Source organism: Methylobacterium sp. AC832 (assembly GCF_979256025.1).
In genome coordinates, this window is record NZ_CEEDMV010000001.1 from 1,345,813 (window position 1) to 1,369,805 (window position 23,993).

23 protein-coding genes are annotated in these 23,993 nt (G+C 66.2%); 5 read left to right on the plus strand and 18 right to left on the minus strand.

The window, feature by feature from the left end:
• Positions 1–5 precede the first annotated feature (5 nt).
• The 10 genes from AC0IXR_RS06250 to AC0IXR_RS06295 all read right to left on the minus strand — a co-directional run bounded on the left by AC0IXR_RS06250 (position 6) and on the right by AC0IXR_RS06295 (position 10,126).
• Positions 6–1,193, minus strand: a complete 1,188-nt coding sequence (locus AC0IXR_RS06250) for an MFS transporter (RefSeq protein WP_471760086.1) — start codon at positions 1,191–1,193, stop codon at positions 6–8.
• Positions 1,190–2,881 (minus strand): apolipoprotein N-acyltransferase, encoded by a 1,692-nt coding sequence (lnt, locus tag AC0IXR_RS06255; RefSeq protein ID WP_471760087.1) that lies wholly within the window; start codon positions 2,879–2,881, stop codon positions 1,190–1,192. Before lnt ends, AC0IXR_RS06250 begins: the two co-directional genes overlap by 4 nt.
• A gap of 110 nt (positions 2,882–2,991) precedes the next feature.
• Positions 2,992–4,116, minus strand: coding sequence for a hemolysin family protein (locus AC0IXR_RS06260; protein ID WP_056429940.1), 1,125 nt, complete (start codon positions 4,114–4,116; stop codon positions 2,992–2,994).
• 36 nt (positions 4,117–4,152) lie between these two features.
• Positions 4,153–4,650: an rRNA maturation RNase YbeY gene (gene ybeY / locus AC0IXR_RS06265; RefSeq protein ID WP_471760088.1), complete on the minus strand. Its 498-nt coding sequence runs from the start codon at positions 4,648–4,650 to the stop codon at positions 4,153–4,155.
• Positions 4,650–5,759 carry a PhoH family protein gene (locus AC0IXR_RS06270; RefSeq protein WP_207410741.1) on the minus strand — a complete coding sequence of 370 codons (1,110 nt, stop codon included), beginning with the start codon at positions 5,757–5,759 and terminating at the stop codon, positions 4,650–4,652. Before AC0IXR_RS06270 ends, ybeY begins: the two co-directional genes overlap by 1 nt.
• Positions 5,760–5,871: 112 nt before the next feature.
• Positions 5,872–7,212 carry a tRNA (N6-isopentenyl adenosine(37)-C2)-methylthiotransferase MiaB gene (miaB, locus tag AC0IXR_RS06275; RefSeq protein WP_056429947.1) on the minus strand — a complete coding sequence of 447 codons (1,341 nt, stop codon included), beginning with the start codon at positions 7,210–7,212 and terminating at the stop codon, positions 5,872–5,874.
• 124 nt (positions 7,213–7,336) lie between these two features.
• Entirely contained in the window at positions 7,337–8,209 is an 873-nt protein-coding gene (locus AC0IXR_RS06280) for a lysophospholipid acyltransferase family protein (RefSeq protein WP_056453936.1), read from the minus strand.
• Between the two features lie 27 nt (positions 8,210–8,236).
• Positions 8,237–8,758 (minus strand): GNAT family N-acetyltransferase, encoded by a 522-nt coding sequence (locus AC0IXR_RS06285; RefSeq protein ID WP_471760089.1) that lies wholly within the window; start codon positions 8,756–8,758, stop codon positions 8,237–8,239.
• The gene (gene tsaB, locus AC0IXR_RS06290; protein ID WP_207410780.1) at positions 8,755–9,435 is read right to left on the minus strand and encodes a tRNA (adenosine(37)-N6)-threonylcarbamoyltransferase complex dimerization subunit type 1 TsaB; all 681 of its coding nucleotides are present in this window, start codon (positions 9,433–9,435) and stop codon (positions 8,755–8,757) included. The genes AC0IXR_RS06285 and tsaB overlap by 4 nt, the downstream gene beginning before the upstream one ends.
• Before the next feature lie 124 nt (positions 9,436–9,559).
• Positions 9,560–10,126, minus strand: a complete 567-nt coding sequence (locus AC0IXR_RS06295; protein WP_056429959.1) for a NifU family protein — start codon at positions 10,124–10,126, stop codon at positions 9,560–9,562.
• Between the two features lie 277 nt (positions 10,127–10,403).
• Here AC0IXR_RS06295 and rplS point away from each other — a divergent pair, with 277 nt between their 5' ends.
• A complete protein-coding gene (gene rplS / locus AC0IXR_RS06300; protein WP_018042354.1) occupies positions 10,404–10,859 on the plus strand; it encodes a 50S ribosomal protein L19 in 456 nt (151 codons plus the stop codon).
• A gap of 143 nt (positions 10,860–11,002) precedes the next feature.
• On the opposite strand, the gene AC0IXR_RS06305 is transcribed toward rplS, so the two are convergent.
• The 3 genes from AC0IXR_RS06305 to leuD all read right to left on the minus strand — a co-directional run bounded on the left by AC0IXR_RS06305 (position 11,003) and on the right by leuD (position 13,628).
• Positions 11,003–11,257: a hypothetical protein gene (locus AC0IXR_RS06305; protein WP_311275373.1), complete on the minus strand. Its 255-nt coding sequence runs from the start codon at positions 11,255–11,257 to the stop codon at positions 11,003–11,005.
• Between the two features lie 497 nt (positions 11,258–11,754).
• Positions 11,755–12,945, minus strand: coding sequence for a lytic murein transglycosylase (locus tag AC0IXR_RS06310; RefSeq protein WP_471760090.1), 1,191 nt, complete (start codon positions 12,943–12,945; stop codon positions 11,755–11,757).
• An 80-nt stretch (positions 12,946–13,025) separates the two neighbouring features.
• Entirely contained in the window at positions 13,026–13,628 is a 603-nt protein-coding gene (gene leuD, locus AC0IXR_RS06315) for a 3-isopropylmalate dehydratase small subunit (RefSeq protein WP_419951519.1), read from the minus strand.
• A gap of 192 nt (positions 13,629–13,820) precedes the next feature.
• Here leuD and AC0IXR_RS06320 point away from each other — a divergent pair, with 192 nt between their 5' ends.
• Positions 13,821–13,994: a hypothetical protein gene (locus AC0IXR_RS06320; protein ID WP_200919143.1), complete on the plus strand. Its 174-nt coding sequence runs from the start codon at positions 13,821–13,823 to the stop codon at positions 13,992–13,994.
• Between the two features lie 15 nt (positions 13,995–14,009).
• Here the strand turns inward: AC0IXR_RS06320 and ccrA are convergent, their stop codons facing one another.
• Positions 14,010–15,290, minus strand: coding sequence for a crotonyl-CoA carboxylase/reductase (gene ccrA, locus AC0IXR_RS06325; RefSeq protein ID WP_027172596.1), 1,281 nt, complete (start codon positions 15,288–15,290; stop codon positions 14,010–14,012).
• Between the two features lie 394 nt (positions 15,291–15,684).
• Between ccrA and AC0IXR_RS06330 the strand changes: the two genes are divergently transcribed.
• The 3 genes from AC0IXR_RS06330 (at position 15,685) to AC0IXR_RS06340 (ending at position 19,839) form a co-directional block, all read left to right on the plus strand.
• On the plus strand, positions 15,685–17,748 hold the full coding sequence (locus tag AC0IXR_RS06330; RefSeq protein ID WP_311275369.1) for a protein meaA: 2,064 nt from the start codon (positions 15,685–15,687) through the stop codon (positions 17,746–17,748).
• A 154-nt stretch (positions 17,749–17,902) separates the two neighbouring features.
• Complete coding sequence (locus AC0IXR_RS06335; protein ID WP_311275368.1) at positions 17,903–18,913, plus strand: MraY family glycosyltransferase; 1,011 nt, start codon at positions 17,903–17,905, stop codon at positions 18,911–18,913.
• The gene (locus AC0IXR_RS06340; protein ID WP_471760092.1) at positions 18,910–19,839 is read left to right on the plus strand and encodes an NAD-dependent epimerase/dehydratase family protein; all 930 of its coding nucleotides are present in this window, start codon (positions 18,910–18,912) and stop codon (positions 19,837–19,839) included. The genes AC0IXR_RS06335 and AC0IXR_RS06340 overlap by 4 nt, the downstream gene beginning before the upstream one ends.
• Here AC0IXR_RS06340 and AC0IXR_RS06345 read toward each other — a convergent pair.
• From AC0IXR_RS06345 to AC0IXR_RS06360, 4 genes are all read right to left on the minus strand, one after another.
• Positions 19,836–21,803, minus strand: coding sequence for an SDR family NAD(P)-dependent oxidoreductase (locus AC0IXR_RS06345; protein ID WP_471760093.1), 1,968 nt, complete (start codon positions 21,801–21,803; stop codon positions 19,836–19,838). The two genes, AC0IXR_RS06340 and AC0IXR_RS06345, sit on opposite strands and share 4 nt — an antisense overlap.
• Before the next feature lie 76 nt (positions 21,804–21,879).
• Positions 21,880–22,719 (minus strand): DUF1206 domain-containing protein, encoded by an 840-nt coding sequence (locus AC0IXR_RS06350; protein WP_471760257.1) that lies wholly within the window; start codon positions 22,717–22,719, stop codon positions 21,880–21,882.
• 134 nt (positions 22,720–22,853) lie between these two features.
• The gene (locus tag AC0IXR_RS06355; protein ID WP_056429987.1) at positions 22,854–23,195 is read right to left on the minus strand and encodes a hypothetical protein; all 342 of its coding nucleotides are present in this window, start codon (positions 23,193–23,195) and stop codon (positions 22,854–22,856) included.
• A 35-nt stretch (positions 23,196–23,230) separates the two neighbouring features.
• Positions 23,231–23,797, minus strand: a complete 567-nt coding sequence (locus AC0IXR_RS06360) for a Uma2 family endonuclease (RefSeq protein ID WP_471760094.1) — start codon at positions 23,795–23,797, stop codon at positions 23,231–23,233.
• Positions 23,798–23,993: the final 196 nt, after the last annotated feature.

Sequence of the window (23,993 nt, forward strand, 5' to 3'; positions counted from 1 at the left end):
TGCGGTCATTCCGCGGCGGGAGGCGCGCCGACCTTCCGGTCGCGGCCCGCGCCGAGGGCGAAGATTCCGGACGCCAGGGCGATGGCACAGAACAGACCGGCCGAGACGCGCCAGCCCCCGAACAGGTCGTGCGCCAGGCCGAATCCCAGCGGGCCGAGGGCGGCGATGGAATAGCCCACCGCCTGGGACATCGCCGAGAGGTCGGCCGCGCCGACCGCATCGCGGGCGCGCAGCACCACGATGGTGAGGGCGAGTCCGAACAAACCGCCGATTCCGAGACCGAGCCCGATGCTGAACGGGAGTACGAGTGCGACCGGTCCATCGACGAGGGCGAGGAAACTCGCCGCCGACAGGATGAGAAGGGCGATCGCGATACCGCGCTGGTCCCGCAGCCGCGCGGCGAAAGCCGGCACGAGGAGGGCACTCGGCGCCTGTCCGATGCTCATGATGGAGGTGACGAATCCGGCCTCCACCGCCGATAGGCCACGGCTCTGCAGCACGACCGGGAGCCAGCCGAAAGTGATGTAGGCGAGGGACGATTGCAGGCCCATGAACCCGGTGACCTGCCAGGCGAGGGAATCGCGCCAGAGCGGGCGGCGGCGGGCGGGCGGCGGCCCCTTCTCGCGATGGGGGACGAAGACGATCCAGGCTATGGCCGCCGCCACGGCCGGTACGGCCCAGGCCGCCATCGCACGCGTCCAGCCTCCGAAGGCATCGGCGACGGGCACCGCCGATCCGGCGCCCGTCGCCGCGCCGAGGCAGAGGACCATCGTGTAGAGTCCGGTCATCAAACCGGCCTGCCCGGAGAAGTCTCGCTTCACCAATCCGGGCAACAGGACGCCGGCAAGGCCGATCCCGACGGCCGCGATACAGGCCCCGGCGAAAAGGGGAGGGAGCCCTCCGAGCCCGCGCAGGGCCGAGCCGAGGGCGATGACCAGGATCGCGACCAGCACACCACGCTCCGCCCCCGTCCGCCGGACCATGACGGGGCCGAGCACGCAGGCGAGGCCGAGGCAGAGGACCGGCAGGGTCGTCAGGAACGCCGCCCCCGAAGCGGTCAGGCCAGTCTCGGCGCGGATGGCGTCCAGTAGGGGACCGAGGGAGGTGAGGGCGGGGCGCATGTTGAACGCGACCAGCATCATCCCGAGCCCGACGAGGACCGGGCGGGCGTTCCGCAAGGTGGGATCGGTCACGCGATGCGGCGCCTTACCAGGAGGGCGATGAGGCCGAGGCCGGCAAGCATCCCGGCGAAGGGCAGGTCACGCAGGACGGCGTAGACTGTGCGGCCGGGCAACCGAACGGGGAGATCCGCATCGAGGATGCCTTCTACCCCCACGGGCAGGCTGGCAGTAATGCGTCCATACGGGTCGACCACCGCCGAGATGCCGGTATTGGCGTCGCGCACCATCGGCAATCCCTCCTCCACGGCCCGCAGCCGAGCCTGGGCGAAGTGCTGGCGCGGCCCGGGCGTATCGCCGAACCAGGCATCGTTGGTGACGTTAAGGATCAGCCCCGGAACGGGAGACGACCCGTCGGGCGCGTGTCCGGGCAGGATTTCGCCGGGAAAGATCGCCTCGTAGCAGATCGTCGCGACAACGGGGGGAAGTCCCGCGATGTCGAGCAGACGCTGGCCGGACCGGGCGCCGGGCGTGAATCCGCCGGGAATCGACACGAACTGGCGTAGACCCATCGCCCTCAACGCTGCGTCGAGTGGCCCCGGCAGATACTCGCCGAACGGCACGAGGTGGACCTTGTCGTAGATGTCGCCGAGCTTCGGACCGGACGAGATCGTCAGGATCGAATTGAAGAAACGCGGGCGCTCATTCGGCAACGGCTCCTCGGCGCGGGCCGCGCCGGTGATGAGCTGCCGCCCCGGGGGGAAAGCGGCGGCGATGCGTGCGAGCGAGTCCGGATCGCGCTGGATCAGGAAGGGGAACGCCGATTCGGGCCAGATCACGTGGGTGACGTCAGCAATGCCGGTACGGTCTGGCGCGGCGGCACGATCACTGAGACCGATGTACCAGTCGATGATGTCGGCCCGATTTTCCGGGCGGAACTTCGCGTCCTGGTTGAGGTTCGGCTGCACCAGCCGCAGACGTACCCCTTCTACCGTCGCCGTGGCGGTCGGCGGCAGACGAACGATCCCGAACAGCGCCATCGCGGCGAGTCCGGCAGAGGCCGCCAGGGCCGGTGCGTAACGCCCTCGTGCCGTTGTACCCGTGGCGAGGGTCGCGGGCGCGGCTGCGATCAGGACAGCGAGAAGCGTGAGGCCGTAGAGCCCGATCACCGAGGCGGATTGCATCAGCCAAAGGTTCTGGCCGAGCGCCATGCCGAGGGTGTTCCAAGGAAACCCGGTAAAGAGGTGGCCGCGTAGCCACTCACAGACAGAGATGCCGACCGCGAGAGCGGCGATACGTGCGGGACCCTGTGACCAGAGCACGCGCGCCAGCGCGAAACCCGCGGCGTAGAACAGCGCGAGCACCGCGGGCAGGCCGATCACACCGAGGGGCAACGCCCATAAGAATTCGTCCGCCTCCACCAGGAACGCGCAGCCGAGCCACCACAGACCGGCGGTGAGGTAGCCGAAGCCCCAGGCCCAGCCGATGACCGCGCAGGCGAGGACTGCACCGCGGTTTCCCCGCCGCCCCGTTGCCGCCCCGTCGATCAACCAGACGGCGATGCTCAGCGAAACGACGAGGGCGGGCAGGGCACCGAAAGGCGGCATCGCCAATGCGCCGACGGCGCCGGCGGCGATCGACACGAGCAGGCGACGCCAGCCGGAGGTGAGCATGATCCATTGCGCGAGGTGAGCGAGCGGCCCCGTCGCGCTTCCGTGCACGGGCGCAGGGCGCGACCCGGCACCGTCGAAGGCGTAGCTCATCTTCGGGTCATCCCGGCTGGAGCATCAGCCCGAGGCGTGTCCGCCACGTCCTGTGAAAAGCTGATGTGAGACGAAAGCCTGGCGCGAGGTCCGCAGCGCACAGTCAGGCGCTAGGAAGCTTCGGCGATCGGACTGCTGCTCGGCGGCGGAAGGGCCAGGGGTATGAGCGGGGCGATCTTCATCGGCCCGCGATGCAGCCGCAGCCGTTTCACCCGGCGCGGGTCGGCATCGAGCACCTCGAATTCGAGGTCGCCCGGCCCGGTGATGAGTTCGCCGCGCGAGGGAACGCGTCCGGCGAGCGTGACGATGAGGCCGCCGATCGTGTCGATCTCCTCGGCCATCTCGCCCACCGCGGCGACGAGATCGACGCCGCTCACCTCGGATACCTCGGCGAGTCCGGCGCGGGCATCGGCGATGAACATGTCGGCATCGCCCTCGACGCGCTGAACCAGGTGGCCTTCGGCCACATCGTGCTCATCCTCGATATCACCGACCACCATCTCGATGAGGTCTTCGATGGAGATGAGCCCGTCGGTCCCGCCATATTCGTCGATGACGAGGGCCATATGCGTGCGCGTCGCCTGCATCCGTACCAACAGATCGATGGCCGGCATGGATGGTGGCACGAACAGGACCGGGCGCTGGATCCGGGTCGAGGCCAGGGTCGCCGAAAGATCGACATTGCCGAGGTTGAGTGCCTTCAGGGCACGAGTGCCACGGCGCGGGCGCGGAGGTACCACGGCTGCGACATCGCCCGCCGTATCGGGAAGTGCAGTGGCGATCGCGGCGCTCGGTCGGCGGGTGGTCGCTTCAGCCTTGGCGGCGATGTGATCGACGAAGTCGCGGATGTGGACCATGCCGCGCGGATCGTCGAGCGTCTCGCCGTAAACCGGCAGGCGCGAATGGCCGGCGGTGCGGAACAGCTTCAACAGATCGCCGAGACTCGTCTCCATGGAGACGGCGACGATGTCGGCGCGCGGGATCATCACGTCGTCCACGCGCACCTTGTGCAGCCCGAGGACGTTCTTGAGCATGGCCCGTTCGAGGGGGGAGAACAGGTTCTCACCCGAATCGGGTTCGGCCAGCGCATCCTCGATATCGTCGCGCAACGAATCGCGCGGCCGGAGATGGAAGGCGTGCAGCAGACGGTCGTACCAGGGCTCGCGCGCCTGAGCCTCACCGTCACCGCTACTGGGCGCAGCCTGAGCCGCGCCGCGACTTCGATCGTTCGTCATGTCTCTCTGATCTGGAATTGCGGGCGGAATCGCCCCTCACTCGGCATAGGGGTCGGCGATGCCGAGGCCGTGCAAGGCTTCGGTCTCCAAGGCCTCCATGGCGGTCGCGTCCGCGTCGCCGGTCTCGTGGTCCTGGCCGAGAAGATGAAGCGTGCCATGGATCAGAAGATGCGCGAGGTGGTCTTGAAGCGGTTTTCCCTGCTCGGCACTCTCGCGCAGCATCGTGTCATACGCAAGAACGACATCGCCGAGCGGCACCGCGACACCCGCATGGGCGGGTTGCGGCGAAGCGGGAAAAGACAGGACATTGGTGGGCTTGTCTTTGCCACGCCAGGTCCGGTTGAGGTCCTGGACCACCTCATCCGTGGTCAGCAGCACGCTCACCTCGATCGGATGGGCCGGCGTATCGGGCGCGATGGCAAGTCCCGCCTCTACCGCCCGGATGACGAAAGCCTCGAGGTCCGGCACCACGGTCTCCCAACGGTGGTCCTCCACGGCGACGTCGATCTCGGATTCGATCTCAGACCCCGGCATCACGAAAGCGGCCTGCGACGGGACATGGGCGAGCGGTCCGCATCGCCCTCGCCATGGGCAGCCGTCTCGTAGGCGGTGACGATGCGGCGAACGAGGTCATGGCGCACCACGTCGACGTCCCGGAAGGTCACCCGGCCGATCCCCTCGACACCATCGAGTATGTTCACGGCCTCGACGAGCCCGGATTTCTGGCCGGGCGGGAGATCGACCTGACTCGGGTCTCCGGTGATGATCATCCGCGAGTTCTCGCCGAGACGGGTGAGAAACATCTTCATCTGCATCGAGGTGGTGTTTTGCGCCTCGTCGAGCAGGACCACGGCGTTGGTCAGGGTCCGCCCGCGCATGAACGCCAGCGGCGCGATCTCGATGACGCCGGTCTGCAGGCTGCGGTCCACGTGCCGCGCCTCCATGAAATCGTAGAGCGCGTCGTAGATCGGACGCAGGTAGGGATCGACTTTCTCGCGCATGTCGCCGGGCAGGAAGCCGAGACGCTCGCCGGCCTCGACGGCGGGCCGTGAGAGGATCAGGCGCTCCACATGGCCTTGTTCCAGCAGGGACACCGCGTAGCCCACCGCGAGCCAGGTCTTCCCGGTGCCGGCGGGGCCTTCGGCGAAGACGAGCTCATGGTTGCGAAGAAGCTTGATATAGGTGTCCTGGGCCGCGTTCCTGGCCCGCACGGCGCCGCGCTTGCGCGTGGCGATCTGGTCGAAATGCGGGCGATCCGGCTCGGCGCTCACCTCCGCGGAGGGGAAGAGGTTGCCCTGAAGCGTCGTCTCCTGGATCGCGCCGTCGACATCGCCGAGGGTCAGGGCGGTGCCGCTGGCCTTCACACGCGCATAGAGCCGTTCGAACACCTTGCGCGCCTTCTCGGCGGCATCCGGCGGTCCCTTCACCACGAGGTGGTTGCCCAGAGCCGTGGCGGTGACGGCCAGACGCCGTTCGATATGGGCGACGTTCTGGTCGTACTGGCCGAAAACGAGGCTGGCGAGCCGGTTGTCATCGAAGGTCAGGGAGACGTCTACCGTCTCCACGATCTCTCCCACTCGCGCCGCCGGACCACGCCCACGAAGGGGCGCTCCCCGTCCACTCAGACCGTCAGATGCCGGCACGCAGAGGCTCCTTGCTGTGAGTATCGCTGAGCGTCACGAATGGAGTCGGGACGGCATGACGCGGCCATCCCGTCTCCCGGGATGGAGGTGCGGTAGCGTGGCATGAGCCTCGTCAAGCGGCCGCCGCCTCGTCGGTAACGGCTTCGCCGAACAGGCTGTTCGAGCCGGCGCGGATCACGCGCACGGGCACGACCGTGCCGATGGTGGCGGCCGGAGCGTCGAATTGGACGGGCAGGAGATGCGGTGTCTTGCCGGCGACCTGCCCCGGATGACGTCCGGCCTTCTCCACCAGCACCTCGACGACATGGCCCACGGCGGACGCGTTGAAGGCGTGGCGCTGGTCATCGAGCAAGGCCTGGAGTGCTGCGAGGCGCTCGGACTTCACGGCCTCGGGCACGGCGTCCTCGCGCTCGGCGGCCGGCGTACCGGGGCGTGGGCTGTACTTGAACGAATAGGCCGACGCGAAGCCGATCTCGGAAACGAGGCGCATCGTCTCCTCGAACTCCACATCGGTCTCGCCGGGGAACCCGACGATGAAATCGGAGGACAGGGCGATATCCGGCCGCACCCGGCGCACGCGCTCGATGAGCCTGCGATAGGCATCGCCCGTATGCTTGCGGTTCATCGCCTGCAGCACGCGGGTGGAGCCCGACTGAACCGGCAGGTGCAAGTAAGGCATCAGCGCGGCGATTTCCCCATGCGCCCGGATCAGATCGTCAGCCATGTCGTTGGGGTGGCTCGTGGTGTAGCGCAGGCGCAGGAGGCCCGGTATCGCTTCGAGCGCGCGCATCACCGTGGGAAGCGTCACCGATGCGCCATCGGCGCCGACCCCATGATAGGCGTTGACGTTCTGCCCGATCAGCGTGATCTCGCGAGCACCGCCCCGAACGAGTTTCTGCGCCTCATCCAGGATCGCCTCCACCGAGCGCGAGACCTCGGCCCCGCGCGTATAGGGGACGACGCAGAAGGCGCAGAACTTGTCGCAGCCTTCCTGCACGGTCAGGAACGACGAGACCGCAGCCGTCCGCCTGATGGGCAGGTGGTCGAACTTGTCCTCGACGGGAAACTCCGTGTCGACGACGCGCGCCGAGCCGGAACGAGCCAGAAGATCGGGCAGACGATGATAGTTCTGCGGGCCCACGACCACATCGACGGCGGGTGAACGCGCCAGGATCTCCTTGCCTTCAGCCTGTGCGACGCAGCCCGCGACCACGATCCGTGTGTCCAGCCCAGCCTCGGCACGAGCCGATTTCAGAACGCGCAGTCGGCCGAGTTCGGAATAGACCTTGTCGGCGGCCTTCTCGCGAATGTGGCAGGTATTGAGGATGACGACATCCGCCTCCTCGACGCTTTCCGTGGCGGCATAGCCCTGGCTACCGAGCAGGTCGGACATGCGACCCGCATCGTAGGCATTCATCTGACAGCCGTAGGATTTGACGTAGGCTTTCTTCAACGCGACCGTTCCAGCACCGGATAGACCTCGGGCGTCGCTTGGACGCCCCCTGCTGCCGGCGGTGCTAGCACGTTTCACCCGGCCCGTCGCTTCCTTGCGACATTACGAACACGGCCGAAGGGGTTCAGGCGGCGACATTCGAGGAGGGGAGCGTTGCGATGAGGGGCTCCGCGACGGGCAGTGCCACCGCCACGCCCTCCCACCGGCCCGTTACGGATGCCTGCATCGCCCTGCGCACCGAGGCTTCGGCCATGGCGGTGGCGCGCTTGCGGTCGGTGCCGGCCTCGAAGGCGATGGGATCGCCCCAGACGACATGAACGTCGATCGGCCCCTCCCGAAGGAAGACCGCAAGATGCGGGGCCAGCTCCATGTCACCGTACCAAGCGATGCCCGGCCGCTCGGACCGGATCACGGGCAGGCCGTTGCGGCGCGGATAGGTGAGGGCGAGCGGCTGGAGCCGGACACGGTCGCGGGTGCCGCCCTCGGAATCGATGGCGGCGCGGGCGGCTCCCACGAGGGACGAGCGGAACGGCAGCAGACGTGTCCCGTCACCCGTCGTACCTTCGGCGAAGAGAACGATGAGATCGCCATCGGTCAACCGGCTCGCCACCGTGGCGTTGACGCTGGCTGTCGCGGCACGGCGCGCTCTGTCGATGAAGACGGTGCGCTGGAGCCGGGCCAGGGTTCCCACGACGGGCCACCCGGAAATCTCCGATTTCGCCACGAAGGAGAGCGGCCGCAAGGATCCGAGGACGAGGATATCGAGCCAGGAGATGTGGTTGGACAGAACGAGGGCCGGCTCCCCCAGGGCAGGGGGCGTGCCGCTCTGGGTCACTCTCACGGAGAACAGCGCCAGGAAGATCCGGTGGAAGTAGGTCGGCGCATGGGCAGCGATCCGTCCGCGCCCGAATCTCAGGCTGAGGAGATGCGGACCGACCAGCACCCCGAAGGCCAGGACGCAGACGAGAAGCCGAAGGGCGGTGCCGAGACGCGTCATCGTCCGACGTCGATCAAGAAGCGCGGATCACGACAGGGTCGCCGTCATGGTGAAGGCGGTGGCGCGAGTGCCATCGGCGCGGGTGTAATACCCCGTGCGCTCGCCGACCCGCTGGAAGCCGTGCCTGGCGTAGAGCTTCAGTGCGGCGGCATTGCCCTCGTCCACTTCGAGATGGACATGGCGCACGCCGTTCAGCGCGAGATGCCCGAGATGCTCACGTACGAGCTTGTGGCTCAGGCCACCGCCCCGTGCGGCAGGTGCCAGGACGACGGTGAGGATCTCGGCTTCGTCGGCGACGCGGCGCGAAAGAATGAAGCCCTGGATCGTGCCGGCGCGCCAGAGCGCGTGAGCCTCGGTGGAGCGCTCGCACAGCATCCGCTCGAATTCATGGGCATCCCAGGGCCGCGCGAAGGAGGTGGCGTGCAGGCGGGCAAGGATGGAGGCGGAGGAAGAATCGCGCAGAGGCGTCACGTAGGGCTCGCCGCCCCAGGCGTCCCACCAGGCCAGCCACCAATCGAGAGCCCAAAGCGGAGAGACGGGACGAATCATCGACGGGCCAGCCTCGCGTGATCCTGGGGAGTGGCGTCCGGTCCACGCAGGTAGAGCGGACGCGCCATGGCTTGGGCAGGGTCGGCCAGCATGCCGAGAGAGGCGATCCAGGCAATCTGCGGCGGGCCGGCATCACTGATAGATGCCGCAACGCCACGGGATCTCAGCAGGCTGCTCAGTGCCGGCGCGCCGGAACCGACCAGGGTGACGGGGCTACGCCCGACGTGATCGGCCGCTTCCTCGATCCGCAGGAGGCTCGGGGGAACGACGATGCCTTCCGCCATGTTCATGGCCTGAAAATACACCGAGCCGTGCCGGGCATCGATCGCCGCGGCGATCAGGCCCTGGCCGTTAGTGGCGAGCAAGGGCGCCAGGAGCGCGGACAATGTCGTGACGCCGACCACCGGGACCTGTGTCGCGAGGCCGACGGCGCGAGCGGCCGACAAGCCGACGCGAAGGCCCGTATAGCTCCCTGGACCGACGGTGACCGCGACCCGGTCGAGACTCTCGAACCCGCCTTCGACACGCGCCATCACGCGTTCCAGCATGGGGAGCAACGCTTCGGCATGGCCACGGGCCAAGGTCATAGATTCTTCGGCGAGGAGATCGTCGGAGAGATCCGTCGCAATGCAGACGGAGCAGGCGTCCAGCGCCGTGTCGATAGCCAGGATACGCAACGTCACTCCAGATCGGGATGCCCGTCGGGCGCACGAGTTTACGATGAAAAAGGCCGCCCCGTCAGTGCGGGACGGCCCTCGGGAGCAACGAAGGACGCAGGGTGTTGCGCGCTTGCGACGGCAATCAGACCGCCTGGACCTCGCGCACTTCGGGAAGGAAGTGCTTGAACAGGTTCTGCACCCCATGCCGGAGCGTGGCGGTGGAGGAAGGGCAGCCGGAACAGGCACCCTTCATTTCGAGATAGACCACGCCCTCCTTGAAGCCACGGAACGTGATGTCGCCGCCATCGCTGGCAACCGCAGGGCGCACCCGGGTCTCGAGCAGGTCCTTGATGGTGACGACGGTGTCGTGATCCGCCGCATCGTAGAATTCCTCGGCATCGTCGCTACCGAGAACGACGCCCTCTGCCAGGACCGGGGCGCCCGACTGGAAATGCTCCATGATCGCACCGAGGATCGCCGGCTTCACCTGCGGCCAGCCGTGCTCGTTCTCGATCTTGGTCACGGAGATGAAGTCGTGGCCGAAATAAACGCCGGCGACGCCGGGTACGTCGAAGAGGCGCTGGGCCAGCGGCGAGCGAGCAGCGGCTTCGGCATCCCGAGCCTCGAAGGTCGATTCGGGAAGTACCACGCGCCCCGGCAGAAACTTCAGGGTGGCGGGATTAGGAGTGGCTTCGGTCTGGATGAACATGGCTGTGTCGTATCCTCGTCCGCTGCGCCGGTTCAAGGCCGGCCGGGAAGGGCGCGAGGAACGCCCCGCGCTTACCTATCCATGTGGACCGTATGCGGGATTTTCTCAACCTGCACGCACCGGGCGGTGGACAGGCCCGTTCGTGTTCTTCGACGGGGATGTCGACAAGCGCCGATGCTTCCTGTATGGCCCGCGGCAACTCAAAACAGGATGCCGAAATCCTGACGCACGCATTCCCCTCCTGGGATCGCGGGCGCGCACCGGCAGGAACTTGACCATGAACATCATCCAGCAGCTCGAGCAGGAGCAGATTGCTGCGCTCGGCAAGACCATTCCCGACTTCCAGCCCGGCGACACGGTGACCGTGAACGTGAAGGTGAAGGAAGGCGAGCGTACCCGCGTGCAGGCCTATGAAGGCGTATGCATCGCGCGCTCCGGTGGCGGCCTCAACGAGAGCTTCACCGTCCGCAAGATTTCCTACGGCGAGGGCGTCGAGCGCGTCTTCCCGGTCTACTCGCCGATGATCGATTCGATCGCCGTCGTGCGCCGCGGTAAGGTGCGTCGCGCCAAGCTGTACTACCTGCGCGACCGTCGCGGTAAGTCGGCCCGTATCGTCGAGCGCGCCGACCGCCCGGCCGAGAAGGCCGCCAAGGCCGATGCCTCGAAGGCCAACAAGGACGCCCGCAAGGCCGAGAAGGCCGCAAAGTCCGCTGCCAAGACCGCAGCCGAATAAGCTGTACGGCGAGCCTCGTTAGAATTGCGAAAGGCCGGGCATTGCCCGGCCTTTTTCGTTGGCGGATGGGCGCCGCACCGGCATCCATCCAAAGCAGTCTCGCATCCCGAGACATGCTCGCCCCCCATCCTCGACTGCAACATCTATGAGGACGGATTGGCCGGCACGAGGATCATCTCCATCCGACCACCACGGGGGAAGGGGATCATTTTCATTTCCTGCTTCGGCGCAGGGCTCAACATCCGCGACGGCTCGTAGCGCTGGTCGATCGCATGGGTCGCATCGATATCTTGGTGACGCTGTTGAACGCCGCGCTTCCCCGCCATCTGGGCAACCGCCGCCGAGGAAGCCGTCGCGAGAATGAGCACGGCAGCAATTGCTACATTTTTATACAGCATGATTTTCCTTAGTGCATGTTTCAGCAACATAAGGGTCAACGGACGGCCAACAATGCCTAATCCTGCGCCAATCAGCCCAGTCTGTGAACAAGGTGCGGCGTCACACGGGCCGAGAGGAAAGGCCTGACATCGTGTTCGAAGGCGCGGATTAACCTCCTGACGCGATCCGAACGTGGTCTCGCCAAGGCAATATGAAGAAGACCATCAGCAAGATAGCGGAACATAGCAAAATAAACAGAGATTCACTTCGAAATAGATCTCGATAAGTATCGATAGATATCTGCATCATCTTACAAAAGCGACCAGGCCGCTTGGGTCCAAGTGATGAGAGGATATCTTCGGAACCATTCCCTCAGGCCGGAGCCCCGGCCGTCATAGCCCGTGGCAGCGACCGGCGCCGCCTCGGAGGATGGGTCAGCTTCATCAGCGTCCCGGAAAGGGCGGATTGGAGGTCGGGTCGGCTGATCGAATGAAGACGTGCCGACCCCTTCACACCACTATCCCCGACGCAGGGCCTCGAGCACCTTTCCACCCGGTCGCCCGGTCTGCGGCATGCCGAGCTTACGCTCGATGGCCTTGATCGCGTCGCGGGTCTTTGCGCCGACTTTACCGTCCGGCTCGCCGACATCGTAGCCCTGGGCCGCCAATCTGGTCTGAAGATCGCGGCGCTCGGCGCGCGACAGGGGCGGATCATCGGTGGGCCATTCCGCCTGGACACCGGAGCGGCCGCGCAGGCGGTCGGACAGCACCGCGATGGCCAGACCGTAGGATTCGGCGGCGTTGTAGGAATAGAGCGCGTCGAAATTCCGGGTCACCAGGAAGGCCGGACCGTTGATACCGGCCGGGAGCAGGATGCCAGCGGGGCCGTCGCCGGAGAGCGGGCGTCCGTCGATCCGGGTGACACCCATGGAGGCCCAATGCGCCACGGCGTGCTTGTTCTTGCGCCCGGCGGCCCCGGCATTGAAACCCTTCGGCACCCGAACCTCGTAGCCCCAGGGCTGACCGTTCGACCATTTGGCCACGCGCAGGAAGTTGGCGGTGGAGGCCACCGCGTCGGGCACCGAATCAACGAGATCACGGCGCCCGTCGCCGTCGCCGTCGACGGCGAGGCGCTGGTAGGTGGTGGGCATGAACTGGGTCTGGCCGAAGGCGCCGGCCCACGAGCCCGTCAAGCGAGACGGGTCGATGTCGCCCCGCTCGATGATCTTGAGCGTGGCCATCAACTCGCCCTTGAAGAACGCGGCGCGGCGGTGATTCGAGCAGATCAGGGTGGCGAAGGACTGAACCAGCGGCATCTTACCGAGGTTCTTGCCGAAATTCGATTCGACCCCCCAGACGGCGGCGATGGTGTAGCGGTCGACGCCGTAGCGTGCCTCGGCATTGGCGAGGGCCTGGCCATGCTGCTTCATCGCCGCTTTACCGTCGTCCACCCGCTCCTCGTCGACGAGGGCGGCCATGTAGTCCCAGATCGGCGTCTTGAATTCGGGCTGCGCCTGGGAGAGTTCGATGACCTTGTCGTCGAAGGCGATCCCGTCGGTCGCCGCGCGGAACGTCTGGGCCGAAATCCCTTGCGCCGCCGCCTCGCCCTGGAGGGAGGCGAGGCAGGAGCGGAAGTCGGCCTTGGCAGGAACGGACGCTGCCGCACTCGCGAGGCAGAGGAGGGCGGTCAGCTTCGCGCGCGACGTCATGGGCGGTCTCCCGGCGGTTTTCGGCGTTTCCCGACCTTTAAGCGGCGCGCATGGTAAACGAACCGTGATGATGTCGGCGCTCAGGCAAATCCGCGCGCGGCGAGCTTCTCCTCGTAGGCGTCGATCTTCGGCGCGCGCTTGAGGGTCAGGCCGATCTCGTCGAGCCCGTTGAGCAGGCTTTCTTTGCGCCCGGCATCGATGTCGAAATGCAGCGTGCCGCCATCAGGCCCCTTGATGGTCTGGCTCTCGAGATCGATCGTCAGGGTGGCGTTGGAGCCGCGCTCGGCATCGTCGAACAGCTTCTCCAGATCCTCCGGCGAAACGATGATGGCAAGGATGCCGTTCTTGGCGCAGTTGTTGAAGAAGATATCGGCGAAGCTCGTGGAGATTATGCAGCGGATACCGAAATCGGCGAGCGCCCACGGCGCGTGCTCCCGCGAAGAGCCGCAGCCGAAATTGTCGCCGGCCACCAGCACTTTGGCATTACGGTAAGCCGGCTGGTTGAGGACGAAATCCGGGTTCTCGGAGCCATCGTCGTTGTAGCGCATCTCGGAGAACAGGCCCTTGCCGAGCCCGGTGCGCTTGATCGTCTTGAGATACTGCTTCGGGATGATCCGGTCGGTATCGACATTGGTGATGCGCATCGGCGCGGCAACGCCGGTGAGGGTGGTGAACTTTTCCATGATGCTTCGCCGTTCGTGAACCGGCCCGTCGCCCGCGCCTCTCCCGCGCTCGGGAAAGGAAGGGCAATCACCGGATAATCCTGTTTCCTCTCCTTACCAGTCGCCTTGGCATCTCGAAAGCAGGCGGTGCCATCTCGTAGCCGTCACGCAACTTGGCTATGCTTATCGTCGACGGACAACCGGGGCGACGCGATGAACGAGACGAGCAATCAGTTCAAGAAGGCGCCCAAGCGCAAAAAGGAAAAGGCCCGGAGCGTTTCCGTGTCACCGGAAATGCGCCAGGCCTATGCCGATCTCATCAAGGAGCGCGAAGAACGCGAGGCCTATGCCCAGCACCTGCCGGCCGAGGGCGGCGGCAAGCGCTGAGCACCATCCTCGATTTCAGCGCTTCGGGCCGGCCTCGATCACGTCTTCCAGCGTGCGGAGCCCAGCGCGGGGAGCGTTGACGAGACAGGCCATGTTGCCGGGCGGGTGCTGGTTCTTCCACATCTTCGTGTGCGCCTGGGGGATCTTATCCCACGGGAACACCTCGCTCATGCAGGGGTCGATGCGCTGGTCCAGTACGAACTGGTTGGCGGCCGAAGCCTGCTTCAGATGCGCGAAGTGCGAACCCTGAATACGCTTCTGGCGCATCCACACGTAACGGGCATCGAAGGTGATGTTGAAGCCGGTGGTACCGGCGCAGAACACCACCATGCCGCCACGCTTCACGACGAGCGCGGAGACCGGGAAGGTCGCCTCACCGGGATGCTCGAAGACGATGTCGACATCGTTGCCCTTGCCGGTGATGTCCCAGATCGCTTTGCCGAACTTGCGCGCTTCCTTGGTCCAGGCGTGGAATTCCGGCGAGTTCACCTTGGGCAGCTGGCCCCAGCAATCGAAGTCCTTGCGGTTGATGACGCCCTTGGCGCCAAGGCTCATCACGTAGTCGCGCTTCGACTCGTCCGAGATGACCGCGATGGCGTTCGCACCGGAGGCGGCGCAGAGCTGGACGCCGAACACGCCGAGACCGCCCGAGGCGCCCCAGATCAGCACGTTCTGGCCCGGCTTCACCGTGTGCGGAGCGTGGCCGAACAGCATCCGGTAGGCGGTGGCGAGGGTCAGTGTGTAGCAGGCACCTTCTTCCCAGGTGAGGTGCTGCGGCCGCTTCATCAGCTGGCGCGACTGGACCCTGCAGAACTGCGCGAACGAGCCGTCGGGCGTCTCGTAGCCCCAGATCCGCTGTGAAGGCGAGAACATCGGGTCACCGCCGTTACACTCCTCGTCGTCGCCGTCGTCGCGGTTACAATGCACGATGACTTCGTCGCCGACCTTCCAGCGCTTCACCTTGGCGCCCACGGCCCAGACGATGCCCGAGGCATCCGAACCGGCGATGTGGTAGTCGGCCTTGTGCACGTCGAAGGGAGAGATCGGCTCGCCGAGTCCGGCCCAGACACCATTGTAGTTGATGCCGGCCGCCATGACGTAGACCAGGACTTCGTCGTCGCCGATCTCCCAGGTCGGCACCACCTCGACCTGCATCGACTCCTCCGGCGGGCCATGGCGCTCGCGCCGGATCGCCCAGGCATACATCTTCGCCGGAACATGGCCGAGGGGCGGAATTTCACCCAGCTCGTAGAGGTCCTTGCCCTCGGTCGTATTCAAGGCAGCACTCGCCGACATCTTGGCTCTCCCATTATTCTTTCTGTGCGACCCTATATCCACGAACCTGGACTGCTCCAAGGCCCCCTAAAAGGCCAGGATCGGGTGCTGCGTCCTCGAGTGCGTGCGCTGACCCGTCGCCTATTGATGTATTCATAATAAAGTCTTTGATGCAGAACGGCTCGTTTTCGATATTCCGCATCGAGGTCAAGGATTTACAGGAAGTTCACCTCAGTTGCCGGACAAAGCGCTCTTCAATTCGCTTGATCCTGTCGTCTAGAATTTTTCGAAGCATTCTGGGCCGTCGACCGCCAAGTTGGACCATCGGCCAGATGACGTATGGCCGAGGCTTGGTTAGGGTGCCGCACAATAAGCGTGAGATCGCGCAGCCTTGGAATCGAGTGGAGTCAGTGGAATGAGCGCGAGTGCGACCGTCGCCGAGGTCAAGCGCGACAAGCCATGGATCATCCGGACGTATGCCGGCCATTCCAACGCCAAGGAATCGAACGAACTCTATCGGGGCAATCTGGCCAAAGGGCAGACCGGACTGTCGGTGGCCTTCGATCTGCCGACGCAGACCGGCTACGATCCCGACCACGAATTGGCACGCGGCGAGGTCGGCAAGGTCGGCGTCTCGATCGCTCATCTCGGCGACATGCGGACGCTGTTCGATCAGATTCCGCTGCAGCAGATGAACACCTCGATGACGATCAACGCCACGGCACCGTGGCTGTTGTCGCTTTACCTCGCGGTCGCCGAGGAGCAGGGCGCGCCGCTCAGCGGCCTCCAGGGCACGACGCAGAACGACATCATCAAGGAATACCTGTCGCGCGGCACCTACGTGTTCCCGCCGGCTCCATCCCTTCGCCTGACCAAGGACGTGATCCTGTTCACGACCAAGGAAGTGCCGAAGTGGAACCCGATGAACGTGTGTTCCTACCACCTGCAGGAGGCCGGGGCGACGCCGGTGCAGGAGCTCTCCTACGCGCTGGCCATCGCCATCGCGGTGCTCGACACGGTGCGCGACGACCCCGATTTCGACGAGGCGAGCTTCGCCGACGTGTTCAGCCGCATCTCCTTCTTCGTGAATGCCGGCATGCGGTTCGTCACCGAGATCTGCAAGATGCGGGCGTTCTCGGAGCTTTGGGACGAGATCGCCCAGGAGCGCTACGGCATCACCGATCCGAAGAAGCGCATCTTCCGCTACGGCGTCCAGGTGAACTCGCTCGGACTGACGGAACAGCAGCCCGAGAACAACGTCCACCGCATCCTGATCGAGATGCTGGCCGTCACCCTGTCGAAACGCGCCCGCGCCCGTGCGGTGCAGTTGCCGGCCTGGAACGAGGCTCTGGGCCTGCCGCGCCCCTGGGACCAGCAATGGTCCATGCGGATGCAGCAGATCCTCGCCTTCGAGACCGACCTCCTCGAGTACGAGGACATCTTCGACGGTTCGAAGGTCATCGACGCGAAGGTCGAAGCTCTGAAGGCGGAGACCCGCAAGGCCCTCGAAGAGATCGGCGGCATCGGCGGCGCGGTGGCGGCGGTCGAGACCGGGGCGCTGAAGCGCGCCCTCGTGGAATCCAACGCCAAGCGCATCTCGGCCATCGAGGCGGGCGATCAGGTCGTCGTCGGCGTCAACAAGTTCCAGGCCGGCGAGCCCTCGCCGCTCACTGCCGGGGAGGGCGCCATCTTCACGGTCTCCGAGACGGTGGAGATGGAAGCCGAGCAGCGCATCCGCGACTGGCGGGCCAAGCGCGACGGCAAGGCCGTGGAGAAGGCCCTCGACGAACTCGAAGCCGCCGCGCGCTCGGGCGCCAACATCATGCCGGTCTCGATCGCGGCGGCGAAGGCCGGCGTCACAACCGGCGAATGGGGCACGCGCCTGCGCCAGGTCTTCGGTGAATACCGAGCCCCCACCGGCGTCAGCCTCGAGACGATCTCCTCGGGTGCGGCCGAGGACGCCAAGCTCCTCATCGCCGATCTCGGGGAGCGCCTGGGCGAGACGCCCAAGCTCGTCGTCGGCAAGCCCGGTCTCGACGGCCATTCGAATGGCGCCGAGCAGATCGCGCTCCGCGCCCGCGACGTCGGATTCGACGTGACCTATGACGGCATCCGCCAGACCCCGGCCGAGATCGTGGCGAAAGCCAAGGAGACCGGCGCCCACGTGGTCGGACTGTCGATCCTGTCCGGCAGTCACGTACCGCTGGTGCGCGACGTAAAGGCGAAGATGCGGGAGGCGGGCCTCGACCACGTCCCCCTCGTCGTCGGCGGGATCATCTCGCCGGACGACGAACTCGTCCTCAAGAACATGGGCGTCACGGCGGTCTACACGCCGAAGGACTACATCCTCGACACGATCATGATCGGCATCGCCAAGGTGGTGGGCCGCGCCCTCGACAAGCGCGCCGCAGAGAAGGCGGATGCCGCGGCCGGCATCGGCGGATCCTCCGTCAGGGAGGGCGGCGAAAAGGTGTTCTGACGCGTCTACGTACCTTCCTCCCTCTTCGGGGGAAGGTGCCTATGCAACCGGTTCGGAGAGGCTGCCTCTCCGAAAGGTGCACTCTCCCCGCCAGCGGCAAAAACAGGTAGGCACTCCGCACGACCTCGCGACATCAGCGGACCCTCACACGACAATGCCTTTCGCGCCGCTCGTCGCCGTACCGCTGGCCGCCTGCCTCAGCGCGGTCCTGATAGTGCTGCTCAAACCGATCCTTCAACGCTATGCGCTCGCCCGGCCGAACGCGCGGTCGAGCCACAGCGTGCCGACCCCCCAAGGGGCCGGCATCGCGATCGTCCTCGCCATCCTGGCGACCGGTGGGCTCCTGGCATCCCTGATGCAGCCTATGCCAGCGACGATGGAGGCGCTGGTCCTCGCTCATGCGACGGTGTTCCTCGCCATCGTGGGTGCTGTCGACGATATCAGGCCGCTGCCGGCCACGCTGAGACTCGGTCTCCAGACGCTTGCGGTGACCGGCCTCGTCCTGTCGGTGGAGGGACGGCTCCTACCCGAGATTCCGCTCATTGCTGAGCGCTCCCTCGCTGTCCTGGCCGGAGTCTGGTTCGTGAATCTGACGAACTTCATGGACGGGCTCGACTGGATGACGGTCTCGGCCATGGTGCCGGTCTCGGCCGCGCTGATGCTCGCCGGACTCGGCGGGGAATTACCGCCGCTGCCGACCCTCGTGGCCGCGTCCCTCCTCGGTGCGCTGATCGGCTTTGCACCCTTCAATCGCCCGGTGGCCCGCCTTTTCCTGGGGGATGTCGGGTCCCTGCCGATCGGCCTTCTGGTGGCGTGGCTGCTCTACCGCCTCGGCCTTCAGCACGGTCTGGCGGCAGCAGTCCTTCTTCCGCTCTACTACATCGCCGATTCCACGCTGACGCTGCTGCGCCGTGCGGCCAAGGGCGAGCCTGTCTGGAAGGCGCATCGCAGCCATTACTACCAGCGCGCGACCTCGAACGGCTTCACGGTGACGGAGGTGGTCGGGCGGGTCTTCGTCCTCAACACGGCGCTGGCGGTTCTGGCGGGCGCCACCTTGTTTTGGCCGTCCCGGCTTGTCACGCTCGCAGCACTTGCTGCAGGCGCGGCCCTGGTCGCCGCGACGCTGCGTCGGTTCTCGACCTTGCGAGAAGGAATCGCCGCTTGAGCGGAAACGTCATCGCGCTGACCGGTGCCACCGGCTTTATCGGCCGTCACCTGCTGCGCTCGCTCGCGAATCAGGGTTATCGGGTCCGGGTGCTGCTGCGACGCCCAGTGGAGTTGCCGCCCGGCGCCAGCGGCGCCGTGGTGGGCGACCTGAGCCGGCCCATGAACATGGCGGCGGCCCTTTCCGGCGTCGGCGCCATCGTCCATTCCGCCGGCCTCGCCCATGCCATGTCCGGCACGCCGGAGGACGATTACCGCTCTTCGAACATCGAGGCGACGCGACGTCTCGCCGAAGCAGCGGCCAAGGCGCGGGTCGGGCGCTTCGTCTTCCTCTCCTCGATCAGGGCGCAGACCGGCATCAGCGCGGCCGGAACCGTGACCGAAGACAACCATCCAAATCCCACCGACGCCTATGGCCGCTCGAAACTCGCCGCCGAGGAAGCCTTGGCCGAGATCGGGATCGACTGGGTCGCCCTGCGCCCTGTCCTCGTCTACGGCGCAGGGGTGAAAGGCAACATGGCCGCGCTCCTGCGGCTCGCGCGAACGCCCTATCCCCTCCCACTCGCGAGCCTGACGGGGCGTCGGTCCCTGATCTCGGTGGAGAACCTCTCCGCAGCCATCGTCACGGTGCTTCGTCACGAAGGATCGCTTGGCCGGGCGCTGGTGGCGGCAGAGCCGGACGCCTTGACCTTGCCCGGCATGATCGCGGCCTTACGCGCCGGCCTCGACCGCCGCGCCGGTCTTGTACCCTGTCCGCCGAGCCTGTTCGGCCTCGCCTGCCGGATGACGGGTCGGCGGGAGATCTTCGAGCGCCTGTCGGGCGACCTCGTGGCGCAATCCAAGGGGCTGTCTACGTTGGGTTGGTCCCCGCAATCGACCTCATTCCAGGGGCTTGCAGCCCTAGCCCGCACGGAGGGTGCAGCCTAGGCGGGGATGGTCATTGGCGCAGGTTGTGACACGGGAACCGCTTTCGGCCGGTTGCGGTAATCCGGGACAGCAGTTTCGAACACCAGATCGGCGGCAGCCCTGTCATGTGTGGCGACCGCCTGTTTCAGCGCGGCGATCCAACCCTCCAGCACGGTACGGTCGGCGAAGACGGGCTTGGCCGCCATGACACCGTCGATCCCGTCGAGGGCGACACGCGGCTCCTCGCGGGCGAACAGGATCTCGTTCAAACGCTCCCCCGGCCGCGAGCCGGTGAAGACCACCTCGATGTCTTCGCCGGGCTCGAAACCAGCGAGCCGGATCATCCGCTCGGCGAGATCGAGAATGCGCACGGGCTGACCCATCTTCAGAACGTAGACTGCAGCCCGCTGGTCGGATTCGGGGGCGGTCAGAGACAGGCAGCGTCCCTCGCGGTCGCCATGCGAGGCTGCGGTCAGAACGAGGTCGGCGGCCTCGCGCACGGTCATGAAGTAGCGCACCATTTCCGAATCGGTGACCGTGACCGGGCCGCCTCGGGCGATCTGCGCCTTGAACACTGGCACCACCGAACCGACCGAGCCGAGCACGTTGCCGAACCGCACCGCGATCAGACGAGTCGGCTTGCCCTGCGACGCGGTCGCTTGCTCGGCATCGAGCGCCTGGGCCACCATCTCGGCGAAGCGCTTGGTGACGCCGAGTTGGGAGACGGGCTCGATCGCCTTGTCGGTGGAAATCATCACCATGGCGCGCGCACGAGCCGCTACCGTCGCATCCGCGACGTTGATGGAACCCAGGACGTTGGTCTTGATGCCCTCCGACCAGTCCCGCTCCAGATACGGCACCTGCTTCAGGGCTGCGGCGTGGAACACGTAATCCGGCCGGAAACCGGCGAAAACCGCGTGCAGACGTTCACGGTCGCGAATATCACAGAGTGCACCGGTGACATCGGCCGCTGCGATGGCGGGCTGGCTCAGGATGCCATGCAGGGCAGGCTCTGAATTCTCCACGACAAGGACGGATGCTGCGCCGAACGCCACGGCCCGGGCGACGATCTCGGAGCCGATGGAACCTCCGCCACCCGTGACGATGACGCGCGTCCCATTGAGGAAACGCTCGAGGCGCGGCCGGTCGATGGAGACGGTGGGTCGTAAGAGGAGATCCTCGATCTCCAGGGGCGCCAGTTCGGCATCGCGCATGCCCTCGCCGAGACTGGTGACCCGCGACAGCGGAAGGCCGAGTCGACGGGCGCGGGCGATCAGGTCGTCGGGCTCCGCCTCCGGTGTCAGGGCATTTGGAACGGCGACGAGGCGGCGTACCGGGGTACCCTCACTGGCTAGGTTAGCGACGACTCGCTCAAGGTCGGAGAAGGCCCCCAGGATGGGGACGCCGCGCATGATCTGGCCGGTCTCGTTTGCGCGTGGCGCAAGGATGCCCTTGGGGGACAGGCGCCGCACCGAGCCCGCTTCGATGGCGCGAAGCAGAAGTTCGATATCCCTGCCACGCCCGAGCAGCAGCGTCGGGGTCGTGGCGCTACGAGCTTGGCTCTGCCGCGAACGCGTGTATTTCAGATAGCGGAAGGCGAGCCGGGTGCCCCCCAACAGGAAGATCTGCAGCACCCAGTACAGGGCTATGGCGATCTTTCCGAAAAAGTAGAATCCATACATGTCCGCCGAAACGAGCACGTAGTCGACGACGAGGAGCGTGAGGGCGAGGACGCTCGCCGCCTTGACGATTCCGGCGAGGTCGGGGAGCGAGGCGAAGCGCCACTTTGTCCGGTAGAGTTTGAATCGACCGTAGACCAGCGCGGCGAAAGCCACGAACGGCGGCAGCAGAAGTGGAAGCGCGTCGAGGCGTTCGGCGAGCAACTCACCGTTGAAGCGGAAAACAAAGGTGAGTGTCACGGCTAGGACGGTCGCCACGCAATCGTGGACCACCATCACCGCTGTCTTGTAGATGCGCTGCTGCATGGGCTCCGGGCCGGGCGCGGTATCGGCGACGGAACGCCCCTCTGTCAACGCACCCCACGAACCACGGGGCTACACATCAGTTCAGATTGCGCACGGCACGCAGGACGGCATCGTCGGTTTCGTCGAGATCCGGTGCGTCGATGTGGCGGTACCAGGCTTGGATCAGGCCATACACGCCAAAGGCGAGATGCCCGGCGGCGACGATGCCAAGAAGGACGGAACCGTAGGGCTGAGCTCGCAAGGCGGAGAAAGCGCCTGCCAAACCCTTCACCTCCGAGGAGGCTTGGTACCACGCGGCGACCAGCACGAAGCCGCCGATGATCACGAACGCGACCCCGCGCGCAGCGTATCCGAACTGACCCAACGGCTTGACCCATCGGCAATGGGCCTCGTTGAGAGAAAGCCGGTCGGTGACATCGCCCTTCCCGGCCTTCAACAGGAAGGCGATCCCTCCACCGATGATGCCAAGGCCGATGAGGCCGACCAGCCATGGGCCGAATGGCTTGGCCAGCAGCCACGAGGTCCAATCCTGCAATCCTCCGCCGCCGCTGGCGCGTCTGCCGAGGCCGAGGGCGAGACTGGCCGCCGTGATGCCGAGGCCGACAGCCACGATGCCGCTGCCGAAATGCGCCAGCCGAACGACGAGCCCCTTCGCCGAGGTGCCGTGGCGGTCGGCGTCGGTGACGGATTCGACGAACCTCCAGGCGGCGAAACAAAACAGTCCCAGCGCTATGAGCCCGACGAGGATGGCCCCGAACGGTCCGAGGAAGACCCACCGGATCGCACTCTCGCTATCGCCCGCCCGACCGCCCTGGCCCAGAGCGGCGAGAAGCGCCAGCCCGCCGACGATGCAATAGACGATGCCTCTCGCACCGAACCCCATGCGGGCGAGACGCTCGATCGTATTGCGGCCCATTCGCTTCACGAGGAGACTTTCACGATGACCTGTGGCGGAGACGAGCGGACGGACCGCGTTCCCTCCAACGCCGTTCGGGCTCGGACCGCTCCGGCATGGCCGTCATTTCTTTGCCGGCGCGAGACCGGAGCCTCCTAGTCGCCGGCACGTGTCGCTTTGCCGGCGAGCGCGACGTAGAAACCGAGGCCATCGCCGGCCGGAAGTGTCTGAAGTCGATCGACGATGCCTTTGCGTTTCGCGTCCAGCAACAGCCTGCCGACGGGCTGGAACAGGGTCTCTCCACCGCCTTCCGGCGGCGGATCGAAGCGGATCGCCACAGTCTTGCCTTTGCCGAAGCGGCTGCGCTCCAGCATGTCGTTCAACGATGCTTCGGCCGTCGGACGGTTCGTCCCACGCAGGTCGAGAACGGATTCCGCATCAGTGACTCCTAGAGAACCGCGCAGCTTGTCGGCGTAGAAATCTTCAAAGTGGGGCAAGGGCGGGACCTGACGCGGCGAGGGCGATGGGAAGCTTAGAGAGGCAGTCCGGTATAGAGGGCGCCCACCGGCACGGCGCCACCGAGTTCGGGAAGGTCGAGGCTGTCGTCACGGTACAGGGCCTCGACCGTCCAGCTCCCCGCCTCGGTCCGGCGCCAGGCCTCGACCCTGACCTCGTCCTGCGAAACGATGAGGAAGGTCCGCAGGCTCGGCACAGAGCGGTAGAAATCGGTCTTGCGGCCACGATCGAGACTCATCGTGCTCGGGGACAGGACCTCGGCCACCAGCAAAGGGGCGCTGGTATATCCATCCTGACCCAGTGGGCCGAATGTCACGACGATGTCGGGGATCGGCGCGAAATCGTCCATCGCCGCGCTGAGCACGCCGAGGCCGGGAAGCGCGTTGCGGCCCCGGCGTTCCGCGAGCTCGTCGAGGCGTCTGCCGAGATTCATCACAATGCGCTGGTGGCGCGCGGTGGGCGGCGACATCAGCAGGGCTATGCCGTCGATCAGTTCCCAGCGTTCCTCGTCGGGCCGGGGCTCGGCCCAGAGGCGGAACTCGGCGACGGTCATGCGGGTATCGCGGCGCGCGGCGACGGCCATGGTGGGGGCTCCCGATCGGATACGGGATGGTAGCATCCCGCCGAAACCCTGCAACATCCGTGCAGCGGAAGCCGCTATGCAGTCGTGCTCGGGCGGGATCCCGGGCTCCACAGCGCGGCCCGGGGAAAGACGTGGCGTTGGTCCTCGCCCATCATGGTCTGGCCCTTGGCGCCAAGCAGAGGGCACGGAGCGCGGG